General features: G+C 62.7%; 20 protein-coding genes and 1 pseudogene. 10 read left to right on the forward strand and 11 right to left on the reverse strand.

What is annotated here, in order from left to right:
• Positions 1-65: 65 nt before the first annotated feature.
• From ACE4QZ_RS26810 to trxA, 5 genes are all read right to left on the reverse strand, one after another.
• Positions 66-716, reverse strand: coding sequence for a gamma-glutamylcyclotransferase (locus ACE4QZ_RS26810; protein ID WP_021783525.1), 651 nt, complete (start codon positions 714-716; stop codon positions 66-68).
• Between the two features lie 246 nt (positions 717-962).
• Complete coding sequence (locus ACE4QZ_RS26815) at positions 963-1,931, reverse strand: CDP-6-deoxy-delta-3,4-glucoseen reductase (protein WP_021783524.1); 969 nt, start codon at positions 1,929-1,931, stop codon at positions 963-965.
• A complete protein-coding gene (ubiD, locus tag ACE4QZ_RS26820; RefSeq protein WP_020192776.1) occupies positions 1,931-3,397 on the reverse strand; it encodes a 4-hydroxy-3-polyprenylbenzoate decarboxylase in 1,467 nt (488 codons plus the stop codon). Before ubiD ends, ACE4QZ_RS26815 begins: the two co-directional genes overlap by 1 nt.
• A gap of 203 nt (positions 3,398-3,600) precedes the next feature.
• The gene (gene rho / locus ACE4QZ_RS26825; protein ID WP_003253661.1) at positions 3,601-4,860 is read right to left on the reverse strand and encodes a transcription termination factor Rho; all 1,260 of its coding nucleotides are present in this window, start codon (positions 4,858-4,860) and stop codon (positions 3,601-3,603) included.
• A 227-nt stretch (positions 4,861-5,087) separates the two neighbouring features.
• Entirely contained in the window at positions 5,088-5,417 is a 330-nt protein-coding gene (trxA, locus tag ACE4QZ_RS26830) for a thioredoxin TrxA (RefSeq protein ID WP_021783523.1), read from the reverse strand.
• Between the two features lie 253 nt (positions 5,418-5,670).
• Here trxA and ppx point away from each other — a divergent pair, with 253 nt between their 5' ends.
• Positions 5,671-7,173: an exopolyphosphatase gene (gene ppx / locus ACE4QZ_RS26835; RefSeq protein WP_021783522.1), complete on the forward strand. Its 1,503-nt coding sequence runs from the start codon at positions 5,671-5,673 to the stop codon at positions 7,171-7,173.
• Here ppx and ppk1 read toward each other — a convergent pair.
• Positions 7,160-9,403, reverse strand: coding sequence for a polyphosphate kinase 1 (gene ppk1, locus ACE4QZ_RS26840; protein WP_021783521.1), 2,244 nt, complete (start codon positions 9,401-9,403; stop codon positions 7,160-7,162). The two genes, ppx and ppk1, sit on opposite strands and share 14 nt — an antisense overlap.
• A gap of 213 nt (positions 9,404-9,616) precedes the next feature.
• Here ppk1 and ACE4QZ_RS26845 point away from each other — a divergent pair, with 213 nt between their 5' ends.
• Positions 9,617-10,261 (forward strand): DedA family protein, encoded by a 645-nt coding sequence (locus ACE4QZ_RS26845; protein ID WP_162149597.1) that lies wholly within the window; start codon positions 9,617-9,619, stop codon positions 10,259-10,261.
• Positions 10,262-10,810: 549 nt separating this feature from the next.
• Here ACE4QZ_RS26845 and ACE4QZ_RS26850 read toward each other — a convergent pair.
• Positions 10,811-11,389 (reverse strand): annotated as a pseudogene (locus tag ACE4QZ_RS26850) (sterol desaturase family protein); the annotation flags it as partial.
• 112 nt (positions 11,390-11,501) lie between these two features.
• Between ACE4QZ_RS26850 and elbB the strand changes: the two are divergent.
• Complete coding sequence (gene elbB / locus ACE4QZ_RS26855; RefSeq protein WP_021783518.1) at positions 11,502-12,161, forward strand: isoprenoid biosynthesis glyoxalase ElbB; 660 nt, start codon at positions 11,502-11,504, stop codon at positions 12,159-12,161.
• A gap of 201 nt (positions 12,162-12,362) precedes the next feature.
• Here elbB and ACE4QZ_RS26860 read toward each other — a convergent pair whose 3' ends face one another.
• Positions 12,363-12,815 (reverse strand): YaiI/YqxD family protein, encoded by a 453-nt coding sequence (locus ACE4QZ_RS26860; RefSeq protein WP_003253654.1) that lies wholly within the window; start codon positions 12,813-12,815, stop codon positions 12,363-12,365.
• A gap of 166 nt (positions 12,816-12,981) precedes the next feature.
• Between ACE4QZ_RS26860 and ACE4QZ_RS26865 the strand changes: the two genes are divergently transcribed.
• Positions 12,982-15,837 carry a class I adenylate cyclase gene (locus ACE4QZ_RS26865; RefSeq protein WP_021783517.1) on the forward strand — a complete coding sequence of 952 codons (2,856 nt, stop codon included), beginning with the start codon at positions 12,982-12,984 and terminating at the stop codon, positions 15,835-15,837.
• A 62-nt stretch (positions 15,838-15,899) separates the two neighbouring features.
• Here the strand turns inward: ACE4QZ_RS26865 and rnk are convergent, their stop codons facing one another.
• From rnk to cyaY, 3 genes are all read right to left on the reverse strand, one after another.
• Positions 15,900-16,310 (reverse strand): nucleoside diphosphate kinase regulator, encoded by a 411-nt coding sequence (rnk, locus tag ACE4QZ_RS26870; RefSeq protein ID WP_016712630.1) that lies wholly within the window; start codon positions 16,308-16,310, stop codon positions 15,900-15,902.
• 146 nt (positions 16,311-16,456) lie between these two features.
• Positions 16,457-16,681 carry a DUF1289 domain-containing protein gene (locus ACE4QZ_RS26875; RefSeq protein WP_021783516.1) on the reverse strand — a complete coding sequence of 75 codons (225 nt, stop codon included), beginning with the start codon at positions 16,679-16,681 and terminating at the stop codon, positions 16,457-16,459.
• A gap of 1 nt (position 16,682) precedes the next feature.
• On the reverse strand, positions 16,683-17,015 hold the full coding sequence (gene cyaY, locus ACE4QZ_RS26880; RefSeq protein WP_004575827.1) for an iron donor protein CyaY: 333 nt from the start codon (positions 17,013-17,015) through the stop codon (positions 16,683-16,685).
• Between the two features lie 239 nt (positions 17,016-17,254).
• Between cyaY and lptM the strand changes: the two genes are divergently transcribed.
• Genes lptM through ACE4QZ_RS26910 form a run of 6 tightly spaced genes read left to right on the forward strand, consistent with a single transcriptional unit; the run spans position 17,255 to position 21,874 of the window.
• Positions 17,255-17,467, forward strand: a complete 213-nt coding sequence (gene lptM, locus ACE4QZ_RS26885; RefSeq protein ID WP_021783515.1) for an LPS translocon maturation chaperone LptM — start codon at positions 17,255-17,257, stop codon at positions 17,465-17,467.
• Positions 17,468-17,476: 9 nt separating this feature from the next.
• On the forward strand, positions 17,477-18,724 hold the full coding sequence (lysA, locus tag ACE4QZ_RS26890; protein WP_021783514.1) for a diaminopimelate decarboxylase: 1,248 nt from the start codon (positions 17,477-17,479) through the stop codon (positions 18,722-18,724).
• 4 nt (positions 18,725-18,728) lie between these two features.
• A complete protein-coding gene (gene dapF, locus ACE4QZ_RS26895) occupies positions 18,729-19,559 on the forward strand; it encodes a diaminopimelate epimerase (protein WP_021783513.1) in 831 nt (276 codons plus the stop codon).
• A 13-nt stretch (positions 19,560-19,572) separates the two neighbouring features.
• Positions 19,573-20,283 (forward strand): DUF484 family protein, encoded by a 711-nt coding sequence (locus ACE4QZ_RS26900; protein ID WP_021783512.1) that lies wholly within the window; start codon positions 19,573-19,575, stop codon positions 20,281-20,283.
• Positions 20,283-21,182, forward strand: a complete 900-nt coding sequence (gene xerC, locus ACE4QZ_RS26905) for a tyrosine recombinase XerC (RefSeq protein ID WP_021783511.1) — start codon at positions 20,283-20,285, stop codon at positions 21,180-21,182. The genes ACE4QZ_RS26900 and xerC overlap by 1 nt, the downstream gene beginning before the upstream one ends.
• Positions 21,179-21,874 (forward strand): HAD family hydrolase, encoded by a 696-nt coding sequence (locus ACE4QZ_RS26910; RefSeq protein WP_021783510.1) that lies wholly within the window; start codon positions 21,179-21,181, stop codon positions 21,872-21,874. The genes xerC and ACE4QZ_RS26910 overlap by 4 nt, the downstream gene beginning before the upstream one ends.
• Positions 21,875-21,912 lie beyond the last annotated feature (38 nt).

The raw sequence follows: 21,912 nt of genomic DNA on the forward strand, positions 1-21,912 counted from the left end.
CGGGTAAACCCGCTCCTACAGGCGACCGCGCAGGGTTTACCCGCGAAGAGGCCGGAGCTGGTTGTTCACACTTCGCGCAGATTATGGCAACGCCTGAATCGCGCTTCCAGATTGCGATCGGGCATCTGGTGACTGCGCAGTGCATTCAAGGTCTGCTCGACATAGTCGCGCGTGGTGCCATAACGCCCCTTGGCACTGGCCAGGATCTGGCTGAGCAAAGTATCCGGCAAGTTGCCGGCATAGCACGGCAAATGCCGCTCCAGCACAAAGCCCAAGGCCTGCACCTTGCTACCATCGCCCAGGCGACAGTGGAGCCAGTGCGGCCGGTAGGCCGGATACGGCATCTCGCGCTGCCACAGGGCCATCAGTGAGTCGTCTAGATTGCGCTCATCCAGCCGGTAGGCAAAACCGCTGCAGGAACCACCTCGGTCCAGGCCAAACACCAGGCCGGGGGTTTCCGGGGTGCCGCGATGTTCATGCGACCACAGGTACAAGCCACGGTGATAACCATGTACCCGCGCGCGCTGACGCTCCACCGAATTGCATTCCGGGCGCCAGATCAACGAGCCATAGGCAAACAGCCACACCGGCCCGCCCTGATGCCTGGACATGGTTGTCTTCATGGAGCTGAACAACTGTTCGCGAGTATGTTGCTGACCGAAATCGAGTGCTGGAGGGTATGAAACTTCCCAAGACATACTTTCAAGAGCCGACATAAGCTGCCGCCATTATTCCTGTGAACTACGGAGGTAGCGAGATTCGATTACGCTGCGGCCCGAGGCCGCTTTACCAAGGGCGCTTGCAGTAACCATAGGCCAGAATTACAGGAATACTCAAGCCCTTGAGCACGCGTTTCATGCACGGCTCCGACGACTGGAAAGTACTGTTTCAGCAACGGTGAAAGTTATTGGCCAAGGCGGTAATAATTACCGCCTTATACCCATACTTTCAAACTTCGGTTATTAACCGCGCGGCGCGTAGGCGAACACATCGGCACGCATGCGGTGCGCATCCATACCAGCTTCGACCAGGGCGTCGAGTGTGGCGTAGATCATGTTCGGTGAGCCACTGGCATACACATGCACGCTATTGAGGTCGGCAATGTCTTCGCATACCGCTTCATGCAGCATGCCGCAGCGGCCTTCCCAGCCGCACAGGTCGCTGACCACTTGATGCAGGAACAGGTTGGGCAGGCGCAGCCATTCGTCCCAGTGCTCGATCTGGTAGAAGTCCTCAGGCCGGCGCACTCCCCAGTACAGGTGCACCGGGTGCTTGAAGCCCTGGGCCCGGCAGTGCTCAACCAGGCTGTGCATCTGGCCCATGCCGGTGCCGGCGGCAATCAGCACCAGCGGCCCGTCTGGCAGCTCGGCCAGGTGGGTGTCGCCAAACGGCATTTCGATGCGCGCCAGGCCATCTCGCCTGAGCTGGTCGATCAGTTGCACCGCACTGGGTTCACGCGCCAGCACATGCAGCTCCAGCTCGCGCCCGGCATGTGGCGCGGACGCCAGCGAGAAGGCCGCCTGCTTGCCGCCCTCACGTTCGATCATCAGGTATTGCCCTGCATGGTAGCGCAGTGGCTTGCCGGCAGGCGCACGCAGGCGCACCCGCCAGACGTCGCCACCGACGTCGACGCACTCACTGACGCTGCACGCCAGCTTGCGCACTGGCAGCTCGCCCAAGGCAAGCACACCGTCCCAGAGCAACACGCAGTCCTCCAGCGGTTCGGCAATGCAGGTGAACAACTCGCCATGGTCGCGGACTTCGCCATCCTGGCGAACCCGTCCTTCAACCAACAACGCGGCGCAAACATGGCAATTGCCATTGCGGCAGCTGTTTGGGCAGTCATAGCCCAGCCGCCGTGCTCCATCCAGGATCCGTTCCCCGGGTTCAAGCGCCAGCACCGCCCCGGACGGCTGCAACGTTACCTGCATCAATCTATTCCCAACTGATCCCACAGCTCATCGATACGGCGGGTGACGGCCTCATCCTTGACGATGACCCGGCCCCATTCGCGTGTAGTCTCGCCCGGCCACTTGTGAGTAGCGTCCAGGCCCATCTTCGAACCCAGCCCCGACACCGGAGACGCAAAGTCCAGGTAGTCGATCGGGGTGTTGTCAATCATTACCGTATCACGCTTGGGGTCCATACGCGTGGTAATGGCCCAGATCACATCGTTCCAGTCACGAGCGTTGATATCGTCATCGGTGACAATAACGAACTTGGTGTACATGAACTGTCGCAGGAACGACCACACACCCAGCATTACGCGCTTGGCGTGGCCTGGGTACTGCTTCTTCATGGTCACCACCGCCATGCGGTACGAGCAGCCTTCCGGCGGCAGGTAGAAGTCGGTGATTTCCGGGAACTGCTTCTGCAGGATCGGCACGAACACTTCGTTCAGCGCCACGCCGAGAATGGCCGGCTCATCTGGCGGCCTGCCGGTGTAGGTGCTGTGGTAGATCGGTTTTTGCCGGTGGGTGATGCGCTCGACGGTGAACACCGGGAAACTGTCCACTTCGTTGTAGTAGCCCGTGTGATCGCCGTACGGGCCTTCCGGGGCCATTTCGCCCGGGTGGATCACCCCTTCCAGAATGATCTCGGCGGTTGCCGGTACCTGCAGGTTGCTGCCGCGGCACTTGACCAGCTCGGTGCGATTGCCTCGTAGCAGGCCGGCGAAGGCGTACTCGGAGAGGGTGTCCGGTACCGGGGTCACGGCGCCGAGAATGGTCGCAGGGTCAGCGCCCAGCGCCACGGCGACCGGAAACGGCTGGCCGGGGTTCTTCTCGCACCACTCTCGGTAGTCGAGGGCGCCGCCACGGTGGCTGAGCCAGCGCATGATCACCTTGTTGCGGCCGATCACCTGCTGGCGGTAGATGCCCAGGTTCTGGCGGTCCTTGTTCGGGCCACGGGTAACGGTGAGGCCCCAGGTAATCAGCGGCGCCACGTCGCCAGGCCAGCAGTGCTGAATCGGCAGGGCGCCGAGGTCGACATCATCCCCCTCGACCACCACTTCCTGGCACACCGCGTCCTTGACCACTTTTGGCGCCATCGACACGACCTTCTTGAAGATCGGCAGCTTCGACCAGGCGTCCTTCAGGCCCTTGGGCGGCTCGGGCTCTTTGAGGAAGGCCAGCAGCTTGCCGATTTCCCGCAATTCGCTGACCGACTCGGCGCCCATGCCCATGGCCACCCGCTCCGGGGTACCGAACAGGTTGCCCAGCACGGGAATGTCGAAGCCGGTGGGTTTTTCGAACAGCAATGCCGGGCCCTTGGCGCGCAGGGTGCGGTCGCAGACCTCGGTCATTTCCAGGACGGGGGAGATCGGTACCTGGATGCGCTTGAGTTCGCCGCGCTGTTCCAGGCCACGGATGAAGTCGCGCAAGTCGCGATACTGCATGCAGGAGCCTCGTGTTGGCCGTATCGGTCGGGGTGCAGAGTGTAGCGCCGTTCGAGGCCTGTTTGGGGGCAAAAATGCACTGGGGCCGCCTTGCGCCCCTTCGCGGGCACGCCCGCCCCCACAAGGATTGTATTTAACCTGTGGGAGCGGGCGTGCCCGCGAAGAGCCGCAAGGCGGCCCCAATTACTGCCTGATCGGGAAGCTTACTTGCGCTTCATCGACAGGAAGAACTCATCGTTGGTCTTGGTCTGCTTGAGCTTGTCGACCAGGAACTCGATGGCGGCGATTTCGTCCATCGGGTGCAGCAGCTTGCGCAGAATCCACATACGCTGCAGTTCGTCGTCAGCGGTCAGCAACTCTTCGCGGCGGGTGCCGGAACGGTTGATGTTGATGGCCGGGAACACACGTTTCTCGGCGATGCGGCGGTCCAGCGGCAGCTCCATGTTGCCGGTGCCCTTGAACTCTTCGTAGATCACTTCGTCCATCTTCGAGCCGGTTTCAACCAGCGCAGTGGCGATAATGGTCAGCGAGCCGCCCTCCTCGATGTTCCGCGCAGCACCGAAGAAGCGCTTGGGCTTCTCGAGGGCGTGAGCGTCGACACCACCGGTCAGCACCTTGCCGGAGCTCGGGATCACGGTGTTGTAGGCACGTGCCAGTCGAGTGATCGAGTCCAGCAAGATAACCACGTCTTTCTTGTGCTCGACCAGGCGCTTGGCCTTCTCGATCACCATTTCGGCAACCTGCACGTGGCGGGTTGGTGGCTCGTCGAAGGTGGAAGCGACCACTTCGCCACGCACGGTGCGCTGCATTTCGGTCACTTCTTCCGGGCGCTCGTCGATCAGCAGGACGATCAGGTGGCACTCGGGGTTGTTGCGGGTGATGTTGGCCGCAATGTTCTGCAGCATGATCGTCTTACCGGCTTTCGGCGGGGCAACGATCAGGCCGCGCTGGCCTTTGCCGATCGGGGCGCACAGGTCGATGACGCGACCGGTCAAGTCCTCGGTGGAGCCGTTACCTGCCTCCATCTTCAGGCGCTTGTTCGGGAACAGCGGCGTCAGGTTTTCGAACAGGATCTTGTTCTTCGCGTTTTCCGGGCGGTCGAAGTTGATGGTATCGACCTTCAGCAGGGCGAAGTAACGCTCCCCTTCCTTCGGTGGGCGGATCTTGCCGACGATGGTGTCGCCGGTACGCAGGTTGAAACGGCGGATCTGGCTGGGCGATACATAGATATCGTCTGGGCCGGCCAGGTAGGACGCATCAGCCGAACGCAGGAAACCGAAACCATCCTGGAGAATCTCCAGCACGCCGTCACCCGAGATCTCTTCGCCGCTTTTCGCATGCTTCTTCAGCAGGGCGAAAATCACGTCCTGTTTGCGCGAACGGGCCATGTTTTCGATGCCCATCTGTTCGGCCATTTCCAAAAGATCGGTAATCGGCTTTTGCTTGAGTTCAGTCAGGTTCATAAGGGGAATGACGTAATCATGTAAGAAGGGAGAATTAAGCTTCTGGCTTAATGAGGCCGCGCCGCTGGATGGCGACAGGATCGCGTACTGATTCGAATTAGGGATGCTTCGGCGACGGCATGTAGAGGGCACTGGAAAAGCAGTGCGAGGCCGAATGTAACACTTGCTTTTTTCTGCGTCTAGTGCTCAGGAAAAGAAAAGCCCCGCATTTGCGGGGCCTTCTGACATCACAGGTGGGCGTCGAGGAATGCGGCCAGCTGCGATTTGGACAGCGCACCAACCTTGGTGGCTTCGACGTTGCCGTTCTTGAACAGCATCAGCGTCGGGATACCACGCACACCGTGCTTGGCCGGGGTTTCCTGGTTCTCGTCGATGTTCAGCTTGGCGACGGTCAGTTTGCCCGCGTAGGTGGAAGCGATGTCGTCCAGAACCGGAGCGATCATCTTGCATGGACCGCACCATTCAGCCCAGTAGTCGACCAGTACCGCGCCTTCGGCCTTCAGGACATCGGCTTCGAAGGAGGCGTCGGTGACATGTTTGATCAGATCGCTGCTCATGGATATCTCCAGGGTCGTAAGCAAAAAACGTGGCCCATGATAGCCGCACCCACGCCGGACAGGAAGCCACGGACGATTGAGTGTAACTATAGTTGCGCAAGACGCCGCGAATCGAAACTGTCATATGACCGTCATAGAATCGAATGGCACATTGCCTTGCATCAAGGCCAGCACAACGGCGGAGTGCCACGCGTTGGCGATAGCCTGCTATCGTGGCACGATTGCCAGGTTAACGACCGAGAACAACCAGATCATGCCGCATACCATCGCGAAGAACCTGTCCCTGATCGCCGCCATCGACCTTGGCTCCAACAGTTTTCACATGGTCGTGGCCAAGGCCCACCATACCGAAATCCGCATCCTTGAGCGGCTCGGCGAGAAGGTTCAGCTGGCCGCCGGCATCAACGAAGAACGCATGCTCAGTGAAGAAGCAATGGAAAGAGGCCTGGATTGCCTCAAGCGCTTTTCCCAGCTGATCAACGGCATGCCGGCAGGCTCCGTGCGTATCGTCGGTACCAACGCCTTGCGCGAAGCGCGCAACCGTAACGAATTCATCCAGCGCGCCGAAGCCATCCTCGGCCACCCGGTGGAGGTCATCTCCGGCCGTGAAGAGGCGCGCCTGATCTACCTGGGCGTGTCGCACACCCTGGCCGACACCCCCGGCAAGCGCCTGGTCGCCGACATCGGCGGCGGCAGCACCGAGTTCATCATTGGCCAGCGCTTCGAGCCGCTGCTGCGCGAAAGCCTGCAGATGGGTTGCGTCAGCTTTACCCAGCGCTACTTCCGCGACGGCAAGATCACCCCGGCCCGCTATGCCCAGGCCTACACTGCCGCGCGCCTGGAACTGATGAGCATCGAAAATGCCCTGCACCGCCTGACCTGGGATGAGGCGATCGGCTCATCCGGCACCATTCGCGCCATCGGCGCCGCCATCAAGGCCGGCGGCCTGGGCAATGGCGAGGTCAACGCCGAAGGCCTGGCCTGGGTCAAACGCAAGCTGTTCAAGCTGGGCGAGGTCGACAAGATCGACTTCGACGGCGTCAAGCCAGACCGCCGCACCATCTTCCCGGCTGGCCTGGCAATTCTCGAAGCGATCTTCGATGCCCTTGAACTGAACCGCATGGACCATTGCGACGGCGCCCTGCGCGAAGGCGTGCTGTTCGATCTGCTCGGCCGCCACCATCACGAAGACGTGCGCGAACGCACCCTGAACTCGCTGATGGAGCGCTATCACGTGGACCAGGGCCAGGCTGCGCGCGTCGAGCGCAAGGCGTTGCACGCATTCGACCAGGTGGCCGACGCCTGGGATCTGAAAGAAGGAAACTGGCGGGATCTACTGGGCTGGGCCGCGAAAGTGCACGAAATCGGGCTGGACATCGCCCATTATCACTACCACAAGCACGGTGCCTATCTGATCGAGCACTCGGACCTGTCGGGCTTTTCCCGGGAAGATCAGCAGATGATGGCCCTGCTGGTGCGCGGCCACCGCCGCAACATCCCCAAGGACCGTTACGCCGAACTGGGCGATGAAGGGGTCAAGCTGCTGCGCCTGTGCGTGCTACTGCGCTTTGCCATCCTGTTCCACCACATCCGCGGCACCCAGCAAATGCCAAAGGTAGAACTGCACGGCGGGGACAACAGCCTGGATGTAGCTTTCCCTGAAGGTTGGCTGGAGCAGAATCAGCTGACCCAGGCCGACTTCGCCAACGAGGCGGAGTGGCTGGCCCGGGTCGGCTTCGTCCTCAGCGTACGTTGAGGACCGGGTTGCTCAGGCGCTCCAGCAGGGTCGCCTGAACGCTGCGCGGGTTCTGGTTGCCGGTCGGGGTACTGCGCACGTAGCGCCCGTCTGGCTGCAAGGTCCAGGCGTGGGTATTGTCGGTCAGGTAGCCTTCCAGCTCCTTCTTCACCCGCAGCAACAGTTTCTTGCCTTCCACCGGGAAGCAGGTCTCGACACGCTTGTCGAGGTTGCGCTCCATCCAGTCGGCGCTGGACAGGTAGATCTGCTCTTCGCCGCCATTGAGGAAGTAGAACACCCGCGTGTGCTCGAGGAAGCGGCCAATGATCGAGCGCACCTGGATGTTGTGCGAAACCCCCGGAATGCCCGGGCGTAGGCAACACATGCCACGCACCACCAAGTCGATTTTCACGCCCGACTGGCTGGCCTTGTACAGCGCCTTGATGACTTTGGCGTCGGTCAGCGAGTTGAACTTGGCGATGATGTGCGCCGGCTTGCCTTCGAGGGCAAACTGGGTTTCCCGCGCGATCATGTCGAGCATGCCCTTTTTCAGGGTGAACGGCGCATGCAGCAGCTTCTTCATGCGCAAGGTCTTGCCCATGCCGATCAACTGGCTGAACAACTTGCCGACGTCCTCGGTGAGCGCATCGTCAGAGGTCAGCAGGCTGTAGTCGGTGTACAGGCGGGCGTTGCCGGCGTGATAGTTACCGGTACCCAGATGCGCATAACGCACGATCTCGCCCTGCTCGCGGCGCAGAATCAGCATCATCTTGGCGTGGGTCTTGAACCCGACCACACCGTAGATCACTACCGCACCGGCCGCTTGCAGGCGGCTGGCCATCTGCAGGTTGGACTCTTCGTCAAAGCGGGCGCGCAACTCGATCACCGCAGTGACCTCCTTGCCGTTACGGGCTGCGTCCACCAGGGCGTCGACGATTTCCGAGTTAGCCCCCGAGCGGTACAGGGTCTGGCGCACGGCGAGCACATGCGGGTCCTTGGCGGCCTGGCGCAGCAGGTCGACCACTGGTGTGAAGGACTCGAACGGGTGCATCAGCAGGATGTCCTGCTTGCTGATCACACTGAATATGTTGTCGGCGTTCGCCAGCAGCTTGGGGATCGCTGGGGTGAACGGTGTGTATTGCAGCTCCGGGTGGCTGTCCAGGCCGGTGATGCTGAACAGGCGGGTGAGGTTGACCGGGCCGTTGACCTGGTACAGCTCGCTTTCGCTGAGGCTGAACTGCTTCAACAGGTAGTCCGACAGGTGTTTCGGGCAGGTATCGGCCACTTCCAGGCGCACGGCGTCACCATAGCGGCGCGAGAACAGCTCACCGCGCAGCGCGCGAGCCAGGTCGTCGACCTCTTCAGAGTCCAGCGCCAGGTCGGCGTTACGCGTCAGACGGAACTGGTAGCAGCCCTTCACCTTCATGCCCTGGAACAGATCGTCGGCGTGCGCGTGGATCATCGACGACAGGAACACGTAGTTCGCGCCCGGGCCGCCCACCTCTTCCGGCACGCGAATAACCCGCGGCAGCAGGCGTGGTGCCGGAATGATCGCCAGACCCGAGTCGCGACCAAAGGCGTCCACCCCCTCGAGCTCGACTATGAAGTTGAGGCTCTTGTTCACCAGCAGCGGGAACGGGTGAGTCGGGTCGAGGCCAATCGGGGTAATGATCGGGGCAATTTCGTCGCGGAAGTACCGGCGCACCCAGGTTTTGAGCTTGGGTGTCCAGTGACGACGGCGGATAAAGCGGATCTGATGCTTTTCCAGCTCAGGCAGCAGCACGTCGTTGAGGATCGCGTACTGACGCTCCACCTCAATGTGCACCAGCTCACTGATGCGCGCCAGCGCCTGGTGCGGCTGCAGGCCATCGGCACCGGCCTGCTCACGGGCGAAGTTAATCTGTTTCTTCAGACCGGCGACACGAATCTCGAAGAACTCGTCGAGGTTGCTGGAGAAGATCAACAGGAACTTGAGGCGTTCCAGCAGCGGGTAGCTCTCGTCCAGTGCCTGCTCCAGCACCCGGATATTGAACTGCAGTTGCGAGAGTTCGCGATGAATATACAGGCTGCTGTCGTCCAGGCCAGGGACGGTGATTGCAGGGGACGGCGCGGGCGCCGGAGCCACAGGCTCGACCACCTGCTCCGCTACAGGCTCGGCCGCCGGAGGCAGGTCGGGCGGGGTCTGCACCATCTCTTCTGGGAGCTCCTGAGCATCCTTGATCGCGACAGGGCTTAGCACTTCATTATTCATCTGGCGTTCCTGAGGACGTTAACGCCCTATCATCTATTGAGCGGCAAGATAAGCGCCCATTATGACGCCCGTGTTACACACATGGGCAAGCCGTGGCAAGTGGCCTCTGGCATTGTCTGCGCTGAAATTGTTCACGTCGAGACACATTTGGACACTTTCACGAACGCGCGCGAAGGGGTAGGCTGCGCGTTCATTTCGCCAGCACCTCAGAAAATGCTTCAACAATTCCTGCAGGATTTCGGCTACTTCGCCCTTTTTCTAGGCACCTTCTTTGAAGGCGAGACCATTCTGGTGCTTGCGGGTTTCCTTGCGTTCCGCGGTTACATGGATATCAATCTGGTGTGCCTGGTGGCCTTCTTCGGCAGCTACGCGGGCGACCAGTTGTGGTACTTCATGGGCCGACGCCACGGGCGCAGGATCCTGGCGCGCAAGCCGCGCTGGCAGGCAATGGGTGACCGCGCGCTGGACCACATCCGCCGCCATCCTGATATCTGGGTGCTGAGCTTCCGCTTTGTCTATGGTTTGCGCACGGTCATGCCGGTGGCCATAGGCCTGTCGGGTTACCCGCCACGCCGCTACCTGCTGCTGAACGGGATTGGCGCGGGCATCTGGGCAGTGGCCCTGGGCGCCGCTGCCTACCACTTCGGCGCCATCCTCGAAGGCTTGCTGGGCAACGTCAAGCGTTACGAGCTATGGGTGCTTGGCGGTTTGGTGGCGCTGGGCGGCCTGCTTTGGCTGCGCCGGCGCTTCCGCGCGTTGCGCGCGGAGCGCAGGGCGGCGAGCCAGCCCCAACCCCCAGAGGCTGAGCAGGCTGTAAACCACGAGCAGAAGCCAGGCCAGCGGCACGACCACCGCTAAGCCCAAGGCGCCGGCCAGGTACAATGCCGGCGCATTCAGAAACAGCCGCACCACCTCCAGGCGTGCAGACCAGGGCCGGTTCTCCAGCAACGCGCCCAGCACGAACAAACCAAACGCCATCAGTGACCAACCGAGCACCAGCGCGGCGACCGGCACGTGCTCGGCCACGTCCATCAAGTAGCTGCCCAAGGCCACGTAGACCACGAACTGCGCGGCCACGTAGGCTTGCTGCGCGCGCCCCAGGGCAATCTCGAACTTGCGAAATAGCGCCAGGTCCTGTTTGGCCTGTGGGTAGCGTGCGGCCACATCGGCCGGACGCCAGCCGGTAGGCATGAACCAGATGCGCAGCTTGTCCCACAGGCTGGTGGTGCGCCGGGCGTCGTGCCAGAGCTGGGCATAGAACTGCAGGTTTGCCCATAGCGGGTTCCAGCTGGCCAGCGGCGTGGTCACCCCGAACACCACCGGCTCAGCCGGGTCCTCCTCCTTGAAAGTGCCGAACAGACGGTCCCAGAGAATGAACACACCGCCGTAATTGCGATCCAAGTAAGCAGGGTTTTGCGCATGGTGGACGCGATGATTGGATGGCGTGATCAACACCCACTCCAGCCAGCCAAGTTTGGGGATATGCCGGGTATGCACCCAGAACTGATACAGCAGGTTGAGCGAGGCCACGGTGATGAACACCAGTGGCGGCACGCCCAGCAGCGCCAGCGGCAGGTAGAACAGCCACGAGAAGATGAACCCGCTACTGGTCTGGCGCAGCGCCGTGGTGAGGTTGTACTCCTCGCTCTGGTGATGCACCGAGTGCGCAGCCCACAGCACGTTGCGCTCATGCCCCAGGCGGTGCAGCCAGTAGTAACAGAAGTCGTACAGGACAAAGGCCAGCAACCAGACCCACCCTGCCTCTGCCGGCAATCGCAGCAGCGCCAGGTGCTCGAAGGCCAGGGCATAGGTGACCAGCCCTACGCCTTTGGTCAGCAGCCCGGTACTGGTCGACAGTGCGCCGGTACTCAGGCTGTTGATCGAGTCGGCCAGGGTGAAATTGCGCTGGCCACGCACGCGATCGGCGACCAGCTCGACGGCTATCAGCACAAAAAAGAACGGTACGGCCAGCAGTATCAGGTCCATGGGCGCGACCTCAGGCGTTATCCACCAAGATTAGGCCGCACCCGCAGGAATCCCTATGGCGACATCTGCCAAACTAGAGGACATTTAGCGCCTCGACACTGGAGTAATGAGCATGACAAAAAAAGTAGCGGTGATTCTTTCCGGCTGTGGCGTGTATGACGGCGCCGAAATCCACGAAAGCGTGATCACGCTGCTGCGCCTCGACCAGCGCGGTGCGCAGGTGCAGTGCTTCGCGCCGAACATCGCACAAATGCATGTAATCAACCATCTGACCGGCGAAGAAATGCCCGAATCGCGCAATGTGCTGGTGGAGTCGGCGCGCATCGCCCGCGGCGAGGTCAAGGATATCCGTGAGGCCAAGGCCGAAGACTTCGATGCGCTGATCGTGCCGGGCGGTTTCGGGGCAGCGAAAAACCTGTCCGACTTTGCCGTGGAAGGCGCCAACTGCAGCGTGAACCCAGACGTGCTGGCCTTGGCCGAAGCCTTTGCCGACGCCTGCAAACCCGTTGGCCTGATCTGCATCTCGCCGGCGCTGGCGGCGAAGATCTACGGGCCGGGCGTGGTCTGCACCATCGGGAGCGATGCCGGCACTGCGGCGGCTGTCGAAAAGATGGGCGGCACCCATGAAGAATGCGATGTACACGACATTGTCGAAGACACCCAGCGCAAGCTCGTGACTACCCCGGCGTACATGGAGGCCAAGTCGATCAGCGAGGCGGCGGGCGGGATCTACAAGCTGGTGGACAGAGTGCTGGAGCTGACGCACGAGTAAGTGACTGCGTTCGCTTCTTCGCGGGCATGCCCGCTCCCACAGGTCCAGCGCAGGCTTCAAGATCACTCGGTACCTGTGGGGGCAACTTATGAAAAGCCTGCGCGATCGCCTGTAGGAGCGGGTTTACCCGCGAACACCGGCAAAGCCGGTGCCACCCACCGCCCCACGCTGGGCTGTCGCCGACAGGAACCGTGTCAGCGCTCAGCTTTTCGAGAGCCGGGCAATGATCCGGTCCAGTGCATTGGCAAACGCCTGTTTCTCGCGTTCGCCATAGGCCGCCTGCCCGCCCCCCACCTGGCCCTGCTCACGCAGCTCGGTGAACAGGTTGCGCGCCGCCAGGCGGTCGCCCATGTTGCGCTCGTCGAACTCACGCCCACGCGGGTCCAGTGCGGCTACGCCCTTTTTCACCAGGCGGTCGGCCAGCGGCACGTCACTGCATATCACCAGCTCGCCAGGCACGGCGTGCTCCACAATGTAATCGTCGGCCGCATCCATGCCGCTGGGCACCACGATCAGGCGCACGATCGCGAACGCCGGCTTGGCCACAGCCTGCCCCGCCACCATCACCACCTCGAACTTGCGCTTGAGGGCGAACTTGACGATCAGATCCTTGGCCGCCTTGGGGCAGGCGTCGGCATCGATCCATACACGCATTGGACACTCTCTACATGAACTCAATGCGCCCATCATGCCTGAAGCGCAGCGAAAGCTGGAGCAGGCAGGCGCTGGAAAAATGGCGCCAGAATTTCAATTGCCGCTTATCCGACCCCGCCACTCAGGCTAAACTCGCCACAGTTTCAATGGCCTGCCCGAGCGCGCAATGAACCACCCTCACGAAATACGCCCTGACCTGGACGAAGGCATCGACCGCAAGGTCCTGGCGACATTGCGTGCACGCTTCCTGCATCTCAACCAGGGCCGACTGCAGCGGGCAAAGGAGGGCCTGTCAACACGCCAGCAACAGGTACTGTCGCTGCTGCCGCTGCTGTTTCATGTGAACCACCCGCTATTGCCGGGTTACGTCTCCGGCAGCACCCCCGCGGGCGTATCGGCTTACGAGCCAAGCGCCGAGCTGGTGGCAGATGCCCAACGGCTTGCCCGCTCGTTCACCTACAAGGCCCAGCATGGCAACCCGCCACGCCCGATCCACGGCCTGTTCCTGATGGGCAGCCTGGGTTCGCTGGCGCAGGCTGAGCAAAGCGACATGGACCTGTGGGTGTGCCATGCACCCGGCTTGCCCGAGCAGCTGCTGGGTGAGCTGCGCCGTAAGTGCCAGCTGCTGGAGGTCTGGGCGGCAAGCCTGGGGGCCGAAGCACACTTTTTCCTGATCGATACACAGGGCTTCGCCCAGGGTCAGCGCGATGGCCAGCTCGGCTCCGACGACTGTGGCACCACCCAGCACTACCTGCTGCTGGATGAGTTCTACCGCACCACCCTGTGGCTGGCCGGGCGCACGCCGCTGTGGTGGCTGGTACCGGTGTACGAGGAGCACAACTATTACAGCTACACCCAGACTTTGCTGTCCAAGCGCTTCATCCGCAGCCAGGACGCCCTTGACCTCGGCAACCTGGCGCACATTCCGCCCGGCGAGTTCGTCGGCGCTGGCCTGTGGCAATTGTTCAAAGGCATCGACTCGCCCTACAAATCGCTGCTCAAACTGCTGTTGACCGAAGCCTACGCCGGCGAACACCCTGCGGTGCGCTGCCTGAGCCTGGACTACAAGCAGGCAGTGTTTGCCAACCAGCTCGACCTCGACGAGCTGGACCCCTACGTGATGGTCTACCGGCGCATCGAACGTTACCTGCTGCAACGCGGCGAACCCGCGCGCCTGGAGCTGGTAAGGCGCAGCCTGTACCTGAAGGTGAACAAGAAGCTCAGCGACCAAGGCCGCAACCAAGGCTGGCAACGCCGGCTGCTGCAGCGCCTGGCCGACGAGTGGGGCTGGGACCAGCGCCAGCTGGCCCTGCTGGACAGCCGCAGCCAATGGAAAGTGCAGCAGGTTGCCGTCGAGCGCCGCGAACTGGTGGCCGAGCTTAACCTCAGTTATCGCTTCCTCAGCCAGTTCGCCCGCACCCAGAACGCCAGCAGCCGCGCCGACCAGCGCGACCTCAATGTGCTGGGCCGGCGCCTGTACGCCGCCTTCGAGCGCCGCGCCGGCAAGGTCGAAGTGATCAACCCCGGCATCGCCCCTGACCTCGCCGAAGGCACCCTTACGCTGGTTCAGGCCCCCAACCGCAAGGAGCCGGGCAGCTACCACTGGGAGCTGTACAGCGGCAATCTGAGCACCCATGAGGTGCAGCACTTCAGCCCGATCAAACGCTGCCGCGAGCTACTCGAACTGCTGACCTGGGCCCATCGCAACGGCGTGATCGACAGCAGCACCCGCATGGCGCTGCATCCAGGGGCCAGCGACCTCGGGGAATTCGAGCTGTTCAACCTGCTGGGCTGTCTGCGGCAAAGTATTCCCCTGCCCTTGCCGACCGTCAGCGAAGTGCGCCTGTTGCAGCCCAGCGTTGCCGATGAGGTGTTGTTGCTGGTCAACGTCGGCGTCGACCCGCTGCGTCACCACCGCGACCTTAACGTTTTGATGACCACAGAGCGCACCGACGCGTTGAGCTACACTGGCGTGCGCGAAAACCTGGTGCTGACCCTGGACCAGGTCACCGTCAACAGCTGGAACGAGGTGCTGGTCCAGCGCTATGACGGCGAACACGCGCTGGTGCGCTGCCTGCGCGACTTCCTCAACAGCCCGGCGCAGCGCGGCCACCGGCCACGGGTGCGAGTACGCTGCTTCTGCCAAAGCCGCGCCCAGCCTATCGGCCAACGCGTAGAAGAAATTTTCGACACTGCGCAGCTGCTGCGGGATCAAGGGCTACACCACCGCTACCTGCTGCAAGTGGCCCACCACACCCATGTGCTGGAGCTGTTGCCCGAGCATGTCAGCCTGACGACCCTGGCCGAGCATGAAGCGCTACTGGCCTACCTGGGCGAAGAGCGCGGCACCTACAGCCCGCTGTATCTGGATGCCAATGCGCTGCAGGACCACGACCTGCGCCTGGTGCTGGAGCAAGGCCGGCCAGCCTGCATTCAGGTGTTCTACCGCCTGCAGGCCGGCTGGGCCGACGTGTATGTGCTGGATGAATACAACGCATTGTGGCAACAACGCCTACCGCTGCATGACGAAGCGCATCTGCTGTTGCCACTGCAACGTTTTCTGCGCTCGGTGGTGATGCGCCGCGATGCCCGCCTGCCCCTCGATAGCCTGCGACCCGCCTCGCTGGATATCCACTACGCGCAGCTGTTGCCCACTGGCCCAGGCAAGGCACGCAACATCGAGCCGCGCCTGGCCCCGGCCGAGGGCAGCGACCAGCCTTACTATGAGGTACAGGCGATTATCCAGGCGGGTGTAGCGGGCGTGGCGCATGTGACGCTGTACTGCGACCAGCAGGAGTTTTCCGAGCTGGAACATGGTGAGCAGCTGTATGCGGTAGTGGCCCGACAGATCATCGGGCAGCGGCGCGGCGCAGAGCAGTACCGGTGCTATATCACCGACCTGGATTTGTCCGAGCTGCTGGATGACCGGCTGGGGGCAACGCAGGTATACCTGAGCTACAAGCGGGTACTGGAGCAGGCTTTGAATGAGGGGCTGCAGCAGGTTTTGGCGCAGGCCGTGTGAATTCGCAGCCCAAGGCGGCTAGCCCTCTGCCGCAAATGGGCCGCGAAGCGGCCCTCTGGCCCTTACAGGTCGAAATCACCCGCCGCTTCCGGCTGGTACTCCACTTCCAGCAACTTCAGCTTGAGGGTCTTGCCCCCCGGTGCCGGCCAGTCGATCTGTTCGCCTACCGACAGCCCCAGCAAGGCGCAGCCAATCGGCGCCAGGATCGAGACCTTGCCTTCCGGCCCGGCATCCTTGGGATACACCAGTGTCAGGTGGTAGTCCTTGCCGCTGGCTTCCTCACGGCAGTGCACCCGCGAGTTCATGGTCACCACGCCCGCCGGCACTTCCTCGTGACCAACCACCTGCTCGGCGCGGTCCAGCTCGTCCTGCAGGGCGAGCACACCCGGCGTACTCTCGTCGAGGCTGTCGATCAGACGCTCCAGACGTTGTACGTCCAATCGGGTGAGGATTAGGGAAGGCTTGGTGCTCATGATCCAGTCAGACTCCTTTGAACAGGCAGTTTTCAATGCGCAAATAAAGCAAAACCCCGCCCAAGGGCGGGGTTTGAGAAGGCTTTGGCGTCACCGACGCAGAACCCGACACTACCACAGCCGGGCAAATACTCAAGCCCCTGCGTTCAGTGTGCCTTAGCCTGCTCGCGCAAGACCTGGGCCTCGCGGCAGATCTGCCGGCGCCGTTCGTCATCGGCCGAGCGCCATTCGCGGATGTGCTCGACATGCCGATGGCAACCGGTGCACACCCGCTGTTCGTCCAGCCGGCATACGCTGATGCACGGTGACGGCACTGCCGGGCTGACGTTGCTGTAAAGCGGCTTGGGCGGCCGGACCTGGGCGTTACTCATGTCAGATTTCGTCGAAGTCCAGCTTCTCGCCGGCCCGCTCCCAGACGATACGCTCAAGCATTTCACCCAGTAACTCTTCGCTCTTTTCGCACACCCACTTGCCGCTGTCTTCGTCGTAATCGAAGTGGAAACCACCGGAGCGGTCGGCAAGCCACAACTGGCGCAGTGGCTCCTGACGGCTGAAGATCAGCTGGGCGCCGCCCTCGAACTTGACGGTCAGGACACCAGCGGAGTTCTCCATGTCCAGGTCCAGACCGCTCTCGTCGAACAGATCTTCCAGGGCCTGTTGGGTCGCGTCGACCAGGTCATGGAAACGCGCTTCACTCAAACTCATTGCAGGAACCTCGAAATTGGCTGCGTTACAGGCAAGCCGGGCAAGATACGGGCGCTCGCCGCCGAATGCAAAGGTTTAGCCGTTGCCTTCACCGGCCTCTTCGCGGGCAAGCCCGCTCCTACAGGGGGCTGCGCAGAGGCTAAGCATAGCCCGCCCGGCGGACCGGTCCTTGCATAGGCAAGCCGCCGGTCGCTCGGTATACTCGGGCGCAATACTGCATTTTTCTAAGGATTTCACCCATGAAGCGCCTGATTTCCTCCTTCGCGGCGCTGGTCGCTGTTGCCTGCCTCGTTTCGGCCTGTGGCCAGAAAGGCCCGCTGTATCTGCCTGAAGATGGCGATAACGGCAAAGCGCACAAGTCGCACCAGCACCAGCCAAAAGCCAAGCCGGCCCCGGAACAAGAACAGCAGCCCGAGCTGCAGTCCGAGCCCGAGCAGTCGCCAGCGCAGTAAGGAAACCAGATGAACGCTTTCAACTACCGCGACGGTGAGCTGTTCGCGGAAGGCGTGGCCCTGTCGGCCATTGCTGAACGTTACGGCACCCCCACCTACGTGTACTCGCGCGCCCACATCGAGGCCCAGTACCGTAGCTACGCAGACGCCCTGCAAGGCACCGAGCACCTTGTGTGCTTCGCGGTCAAGGCCAACTCCAACCTTGGCGTGCTGAACGTGCTGGCGCGCCTGGGCGCAGGCTTCGACATCGTCTCCGGTGGTGAACTGGAGCGTGTGCTGGCCGCTGGCGGGCGTGCCGACCGCGTGGTGTTCTCCGGCGTTGGCAAAACCCGTGAAGACATGCGCCGCGCCCTGGAAGTTGGCGTGCACTGCTTCAACGTCGAATCCACTGACGAGCTGGAGCGCCTGCAAGTAGTCGCCGCCGAAATGGGCAAGGTTGCCCCGGTGTCGCTGCGGGTCAACCCGGACGTCGATGCCGGTACTCACCCGTACATCTCCACCGGCCTTAAAGAAAACAAGTTCGGCATCGCCATTGCCGATGCCGAGGCCATCTACGTGCGCGCCGCTCAGCTACCGAACCTGGAAGTGGTCGGTGTCGACTGCCACATCGGCTCGCAGTTGACCACCGTCGAGCCATTCCTCGACGCCCTCGACCGCCTGCTGGTGCTGGTCGACCGCCTGGCCGAGTGCGGCATACACCTGCGCCACCTGGACCTGGGTGGCGGTGTCGGCGTGCGCTACCGCGACGAACAGCCGCCACGGGTGGCCGACTACATCAAGGCCATCCGCGAGCGCGTGGGTGAACGCGACCTGGCCCTGGTGTTCGAGCCAGGCCGCTACATCGTCGCCAACGCTGGCGTGCTGCTGACCCGCGTGGAATACCTCAAGCACACCGAACACAAGGACTTCGCCATCATCGATGCAGCGATGAACGACCTGATCCGCCCGGCCCTTTACCAGGCCTGGATGGGTGTCAGTGCGGTCAAGCCACGTCCAGGCGAAGGCCGTGCCTACGACCTGGTCGGCCCTATCTGCGAGACTGGCGACTTCCTCGGCAAGGACCGCGTACTCAACCTGGCCGAAGGTGACCTGCTGGCCGTAGAGTCCGCGGGCGCCTATGGTTTTGTCATGAGTTCCAACTACAACACCCGCGGCCGTTGCGCTGAAATCCTGGTCGACGGCGACCAGGCGTTCGAAGTACGCCGCCGCGAGACCGTCGCCGAACTGTATGCTGGCGAAAGCCTGCTACCGGAGTAAGCCCATGCTGCTGCGTTTTACCAAGATGCATGGGCTGGGCAACGACTTCATGGTCCTGGACCTGGTCAGCCAGCACGCGCACATCCAGCCCAAGCACGCCAAGCAATGGGGTGACCGCCATACCGGTGTCGGCTTCGACCAGTTGCTGATCGTCGAGGCGCCGAACAACCCGGAAGTGGACTTCCGCTACCGCATCTTCAACGCCGACGGCTCCGAGGTCGAGCAATGCGGCAACGGTGCTCGCTGCTTTGCCCGCTTCGTGCTGGACAAGCGCCTGACCGCGAAAAAGCGCATCCGCGTGGAAACCAAGAGCGGCATCATCGTGCTGGACGTGCAGAACGACGGCCAGGTGAGTGTCGACATGGGCCCGCCGCGCTTCATCCCTGCCGAAATTCCCTTTGTCGCCGACGCACAAGCGCCAAGCTACCCGCTGGAAGTTGACGGCCAGTTGTACTCGATAGCCGCCGTATCCATGGGTAACCCGCACGCCGTGCTGCGTGTCGACGACGTGCAGACTGCCCCCGTGCACGAGCTGGGCCCGAAGATCGAAAACCACCCACGTTTCCCTCAGCGGGTGAATGCCGGCTTCATTCAAGTCATCGACCGCCACCGCGCCAACCTGCGCGTGTGGGAACGCGGCGCCGGCGAAACCCAGGCTTGCGGCACCGGCGCCTGCGCCGCGGCCGTGGCGGCGATCAGCCAGGGCTGGATGGACTCCCCGGTGTCCCTCGACCTGCCCGGTGGCCGCCTGCACATCGAATGGGCCGGCCCCGGCAAGCCCGTGATGATGACCGGCCCGGCCGTACGCGTCTACGAAGGACAGGTTCGTCTCTAAACGAGTAACCGCCATGACCGATCAGCCTAAGATTGTACCCAAGCAGTCCGCCGAGCTCGATGCCGAAGCGGTGGTCGCCTACCTGCGCGCCCACCCTACCTTCTTCGCCGAGCACGACGAGCTGCTGATCGAACAGCACATCCCGCACCAGCGAGGTGACAGCGTGTCGCTGGTGGAGCGCCAGCTCAAGCTGCTACGTGACCGCAACATCGAAATGCGCCATCGCCTGTCGCAACTGATGGACGTGGCCCGCGACAACGACCGGCTGTTCGACAAGACCCGCCGGCTGATCCTTGACCTGCTCGATGCCGGCAGCCTGGAAGAAGTGGTAATGGCGGTCGAAGACAGCCTGCGCCAGGAATTCCAGGTGCCCTTCGTCAGCCTGATCCTGTTCGGCGATAACGTCGCGCCGGTCGGGCGCTGGGTCAGCAATGCCGAGGCGCAGCAAGCCATCGGTGCCCTGCTGGGCGGTGGCAAGACCGTCAGTGGCAACCTGCGCGAGCACGAGCTGGCTTTCCTGTTCGGTGAAGAGCAGCGCCAGGAAGTGGGCTCCAGCGCCGTGGCAGCTCTTGAGTACCAAGGGCTGCACGGGGTGCTGGCCATCGGCAGCCGCGACCCGCAACACTACAAGAGCAGCGTCGGCACCCTTTTCCTCGGCTATATCGCCGAGGTGCTCGGCCGCGTTGTGCCACGCGTTACCCAGACCCTGCGCCCGGTACGCTGATGAAACGCCAGCTGGAGGCTTATTGCGCACACCTGCGCAACGAGCGCCAGGTGTCGGAGCACACCTCGCAGGGCTACCGTCGCGACCTGGAAAAAGTCATCGCCTACTGCGAAGAGCACGGCATTGCCGACTGGCAGGCGCTGCAAATCCAGCAGCTGCGCCAGCTGGTCGCTCGCTTGCACCACCATGGCCAGTCCCCGCGCAGCCTGGCACGCCTATTGTCGGCAGTACGCGGCCTATACCGCTATCTCAACCGCGAAGGCCTGTGCCAGCACGACCCGGCCACCGGCCTGAGCGCGCCCAAAGGTGAGCGTCGGCTGCCCAAAGTACTGGATACCGACCGCGCACTGCAGTTGCTCGATGGGGGTGTGGACGACGACTTCATCGCCCGGCGTGACCAGGCGATCCTCGAGCTGTTCTATTCCTCGGGCCTGCGCCTATCCGAGCTGACCAACCTCGATCTTGATCACCTCGACCTCGCCGCCGGCCTGGTGCAGGTACTGGGCAAGGGTGGAAAGGCCCGCGTGCTGCCGGTGGGTCGCAAGGCTCGCGAGGCGTTGCAGGCCTGGTACCGTTTGCGCGGCATCGGCAACCCGCGCGACCGTGCAGTGTTCATTACCCGCCAGGGCAATCGCATCAGCCCCCGGGCCGTTCGGCTGCGAGTAAAGGCCGCCGGTGAGCGTGAGCTGGGCCAACACCTGCACCCGCACATGCTTCGCCATTCTTTCGCCAGCCATGTGCTGGAATCGTCTCAGGACCTGCGCGCGGTGCAAGAGATGCTCGGCCATGCCGACATCAGCACGACGCAAATCTACACCCACCTGGACTTCCAGCACCTGGCCGCGGTGTACGACAGCGCCCACCCTCGGGCCAAACGCAGCAAAGGCACAGACTCATGAGCATCAAGCTGATCACCTTCGACCTCGACGACACCCTGTGGGACACCGCACCGGTGATTGCCACCGCGGAAGTCGTGCTGCGCGACTGGCTCGAGGCCAACGCACCAACCCTCGGCAGCGTGCCGGTGGAACACCTGTTCGCCATCCGCGAGCGCCTGGTGCAAGCAGAGCCCGGCCTCAAGCACCGCATCAGCGCCCTGCGCAGGCGTGTGCTGTTCCATGCCCTGGAAGAGGTCGGCTACAGCGAGCAGCACGCGCAGGCGTTGGCCAACGAAGGCTTCGAAGTGTTCCTGCATGCCCGCCACCAGGTGGAGATCTTCCCAGAGGTGCAACCGGTGCTTGAGATCTTGCGCCATCAATACATCCTGGGCGTGGTCACCAACGGCAATGCCGACGTCAGCCGGCTGGGGCTGGCCGATTACTTCCGCTTTGCCCTGTGCGCCGAGGACCTGGGCATTGGCAAGCCAGACCCGGCGCCGTTCCTCGAAGCGCTACGCCGTGGTGAGGTGGACGCGGGTGCGGCGGTGCACATCGGCGATCACCCTGGCGATGACATTGCCGGTGCCCAGCGCGCCGGTTTGCGCGCGGTGTGGTTCAACCCGCAGGGCAAGGCCTGGGCTGGCGAACAGGCGCCGGATGCCGAGATCCAGCGCCTGTCGCAGCTGCCTGACGTGCTCGCGCGCTGGCGCTGACGGGGCCGCTTTGCGGCCTCTTCGCGGGCACGCCCGCT

The sequence above is a fragment of the Pseudomonas sp. DCA-1 genome (genome assembly GCF_046523955.1).
GTDB classification, from domain to species: Bacteria; Pseudomonadota; Gammaproteobacteria; order Pseudomonadales; family Pseudomonadaceae; genus Aquipseudomonas; species Aquipseudomonas putida_Y.

Bases quoted from the DNA above. Each gene is read 5' to 3' on its own strand.
- xerC (WP_021783511.1), top strand. From the start codon at position 20,283: ATGAAACGCCAGCTGGAGGCTTATTGCGCACACCTGCGCAACGAGCGC.
- rho (WP_003253661.1), bottom strand. From the start codon at position 4,860: ATGAACCTGACTGAACTCAAGCAAAAGCCGATTACCGATCTTTTGGAA.
- ppx (WP_021783522.1), top strand. From the start codon at position 5,671: ATGCCGCATACCATCGCGAAGAACCTGTCCCTGATCGCCGCCATCGAC.
- ACE4QZ_RS26875 (WP_021783516.1), bottom strand. From the start codon at position 16,681: ATGAGTAACGCCCAGGTCCGGCCGCCCAAGCCGCTTTACAGCAACGTC.
- ACE4QZ_RS26865 (WP_021783517.1), top strand. From the start codon at position 12,982: ATGAACCACCCTCACGAAATACGCCCTGACCTGGACGAAGGCATCGAC.
- trxA (WP_021783523.1), bottom strand. From the start codon at position 5,417: ATGAGCAGCGATCTGATCAAACATGTCACCGACGCCTCCTTCGAAGCC.
- ppk1 (WP_021783521.1), bottom strand. From the start codon at position 9,403: ATGAATAATGAAGTGCTAAGCCCTGTCGCGATCAAGGATGCTCAGGAG.
- ACE4QZ_RS26910 (WP_021783510.1), top strand. From the start codon at position 21,179: ATGAGCATCAAGCTGATCACCTTCGACCTCGACGACACCCTGTGGGAC.
- cyaY (WP_004575827.1), bottom strand. From the start codon at position 17,015: ATGAGTTTGAGTGAAGCGCGTTTCCATGACCTGGTCGACGCGACCCAA.
- lysA (WP_021783514.1), top strand. From the start codon at position 17,477: ATGAACGCTTTCAACTACCGCGACGGTGAGCTGTTCGCGGAAGGCGTG.
- ACE4QZ_RS26815 (WP_021783524.1), bottom strand. From the start codon at position 1,931: ATGCAGGTAACGTTGCAGCCGTCCGGGGCGGTGCTGGCGCTTGAACCC.
- ACE4QZ_RS26845 (WP_162149597.1), top strand. From the start codon at position 9,617: ATGCTTCAACAATTCCTGCAGGATTTCGGCTACTTCGCCCTTTTTCTA.
- ACE4QZ_RS26810 (WP_021783525.1), bottom strand. From the start codon at position 716: ATGTCGGCTCTTGAAAGTATGTCTTGGGAAGTTTCATACCCTCCAGCA.
- elbB (WP_021783518.1), top strand. From the start codon at position 11,502: ATGACAAAAAAAGTAGCGGTGATTCTTTCCGGCTGTGGCGTGTATGAC.
- rnk (WP_016712630.1), bottom strand. From the start codon at position 16,310: ATGAGCACCAAGCCTTCCCTAATCCTCACCCGATTGGACGTACAACGT.
- dapF (WP_021783513.1), top strand. From the start codon at position 18,729: ATGCTGCTGCGTTTTACCAAGATGCATGGGCTGGGCAACGACTTCATG.
- ACE4QZ_RS26860 (WP_003253654.1), bottom strand. From the start codon at position 12,815: ATGCGTGTATGGATCGATGCCGACGCCTGCCCCAAGGCGGCCAAGGAT.
- ACE4QZ_RS26900 (WP_021783512.1), top strand. From the start codon at position 19,573: ATGACCGATCAGCCTAAGATTGTACCCAAGCAGTCCGCCGAGCTCGAT.
- ubiD (WP_020192776.1), bottom strand. From the start codon at position 3,397: ATGCAGTATCGCGACTTGCGCGACTTCATCCGTGGCCTGGAACAGCGC.
- lptM (WP_021783515.1), top strand. From the start codon at position 17,255: ATGAAGCGCCTGATTTCCTCCTTCGCGGCGCTGGTCGCTGTTGCCTGC.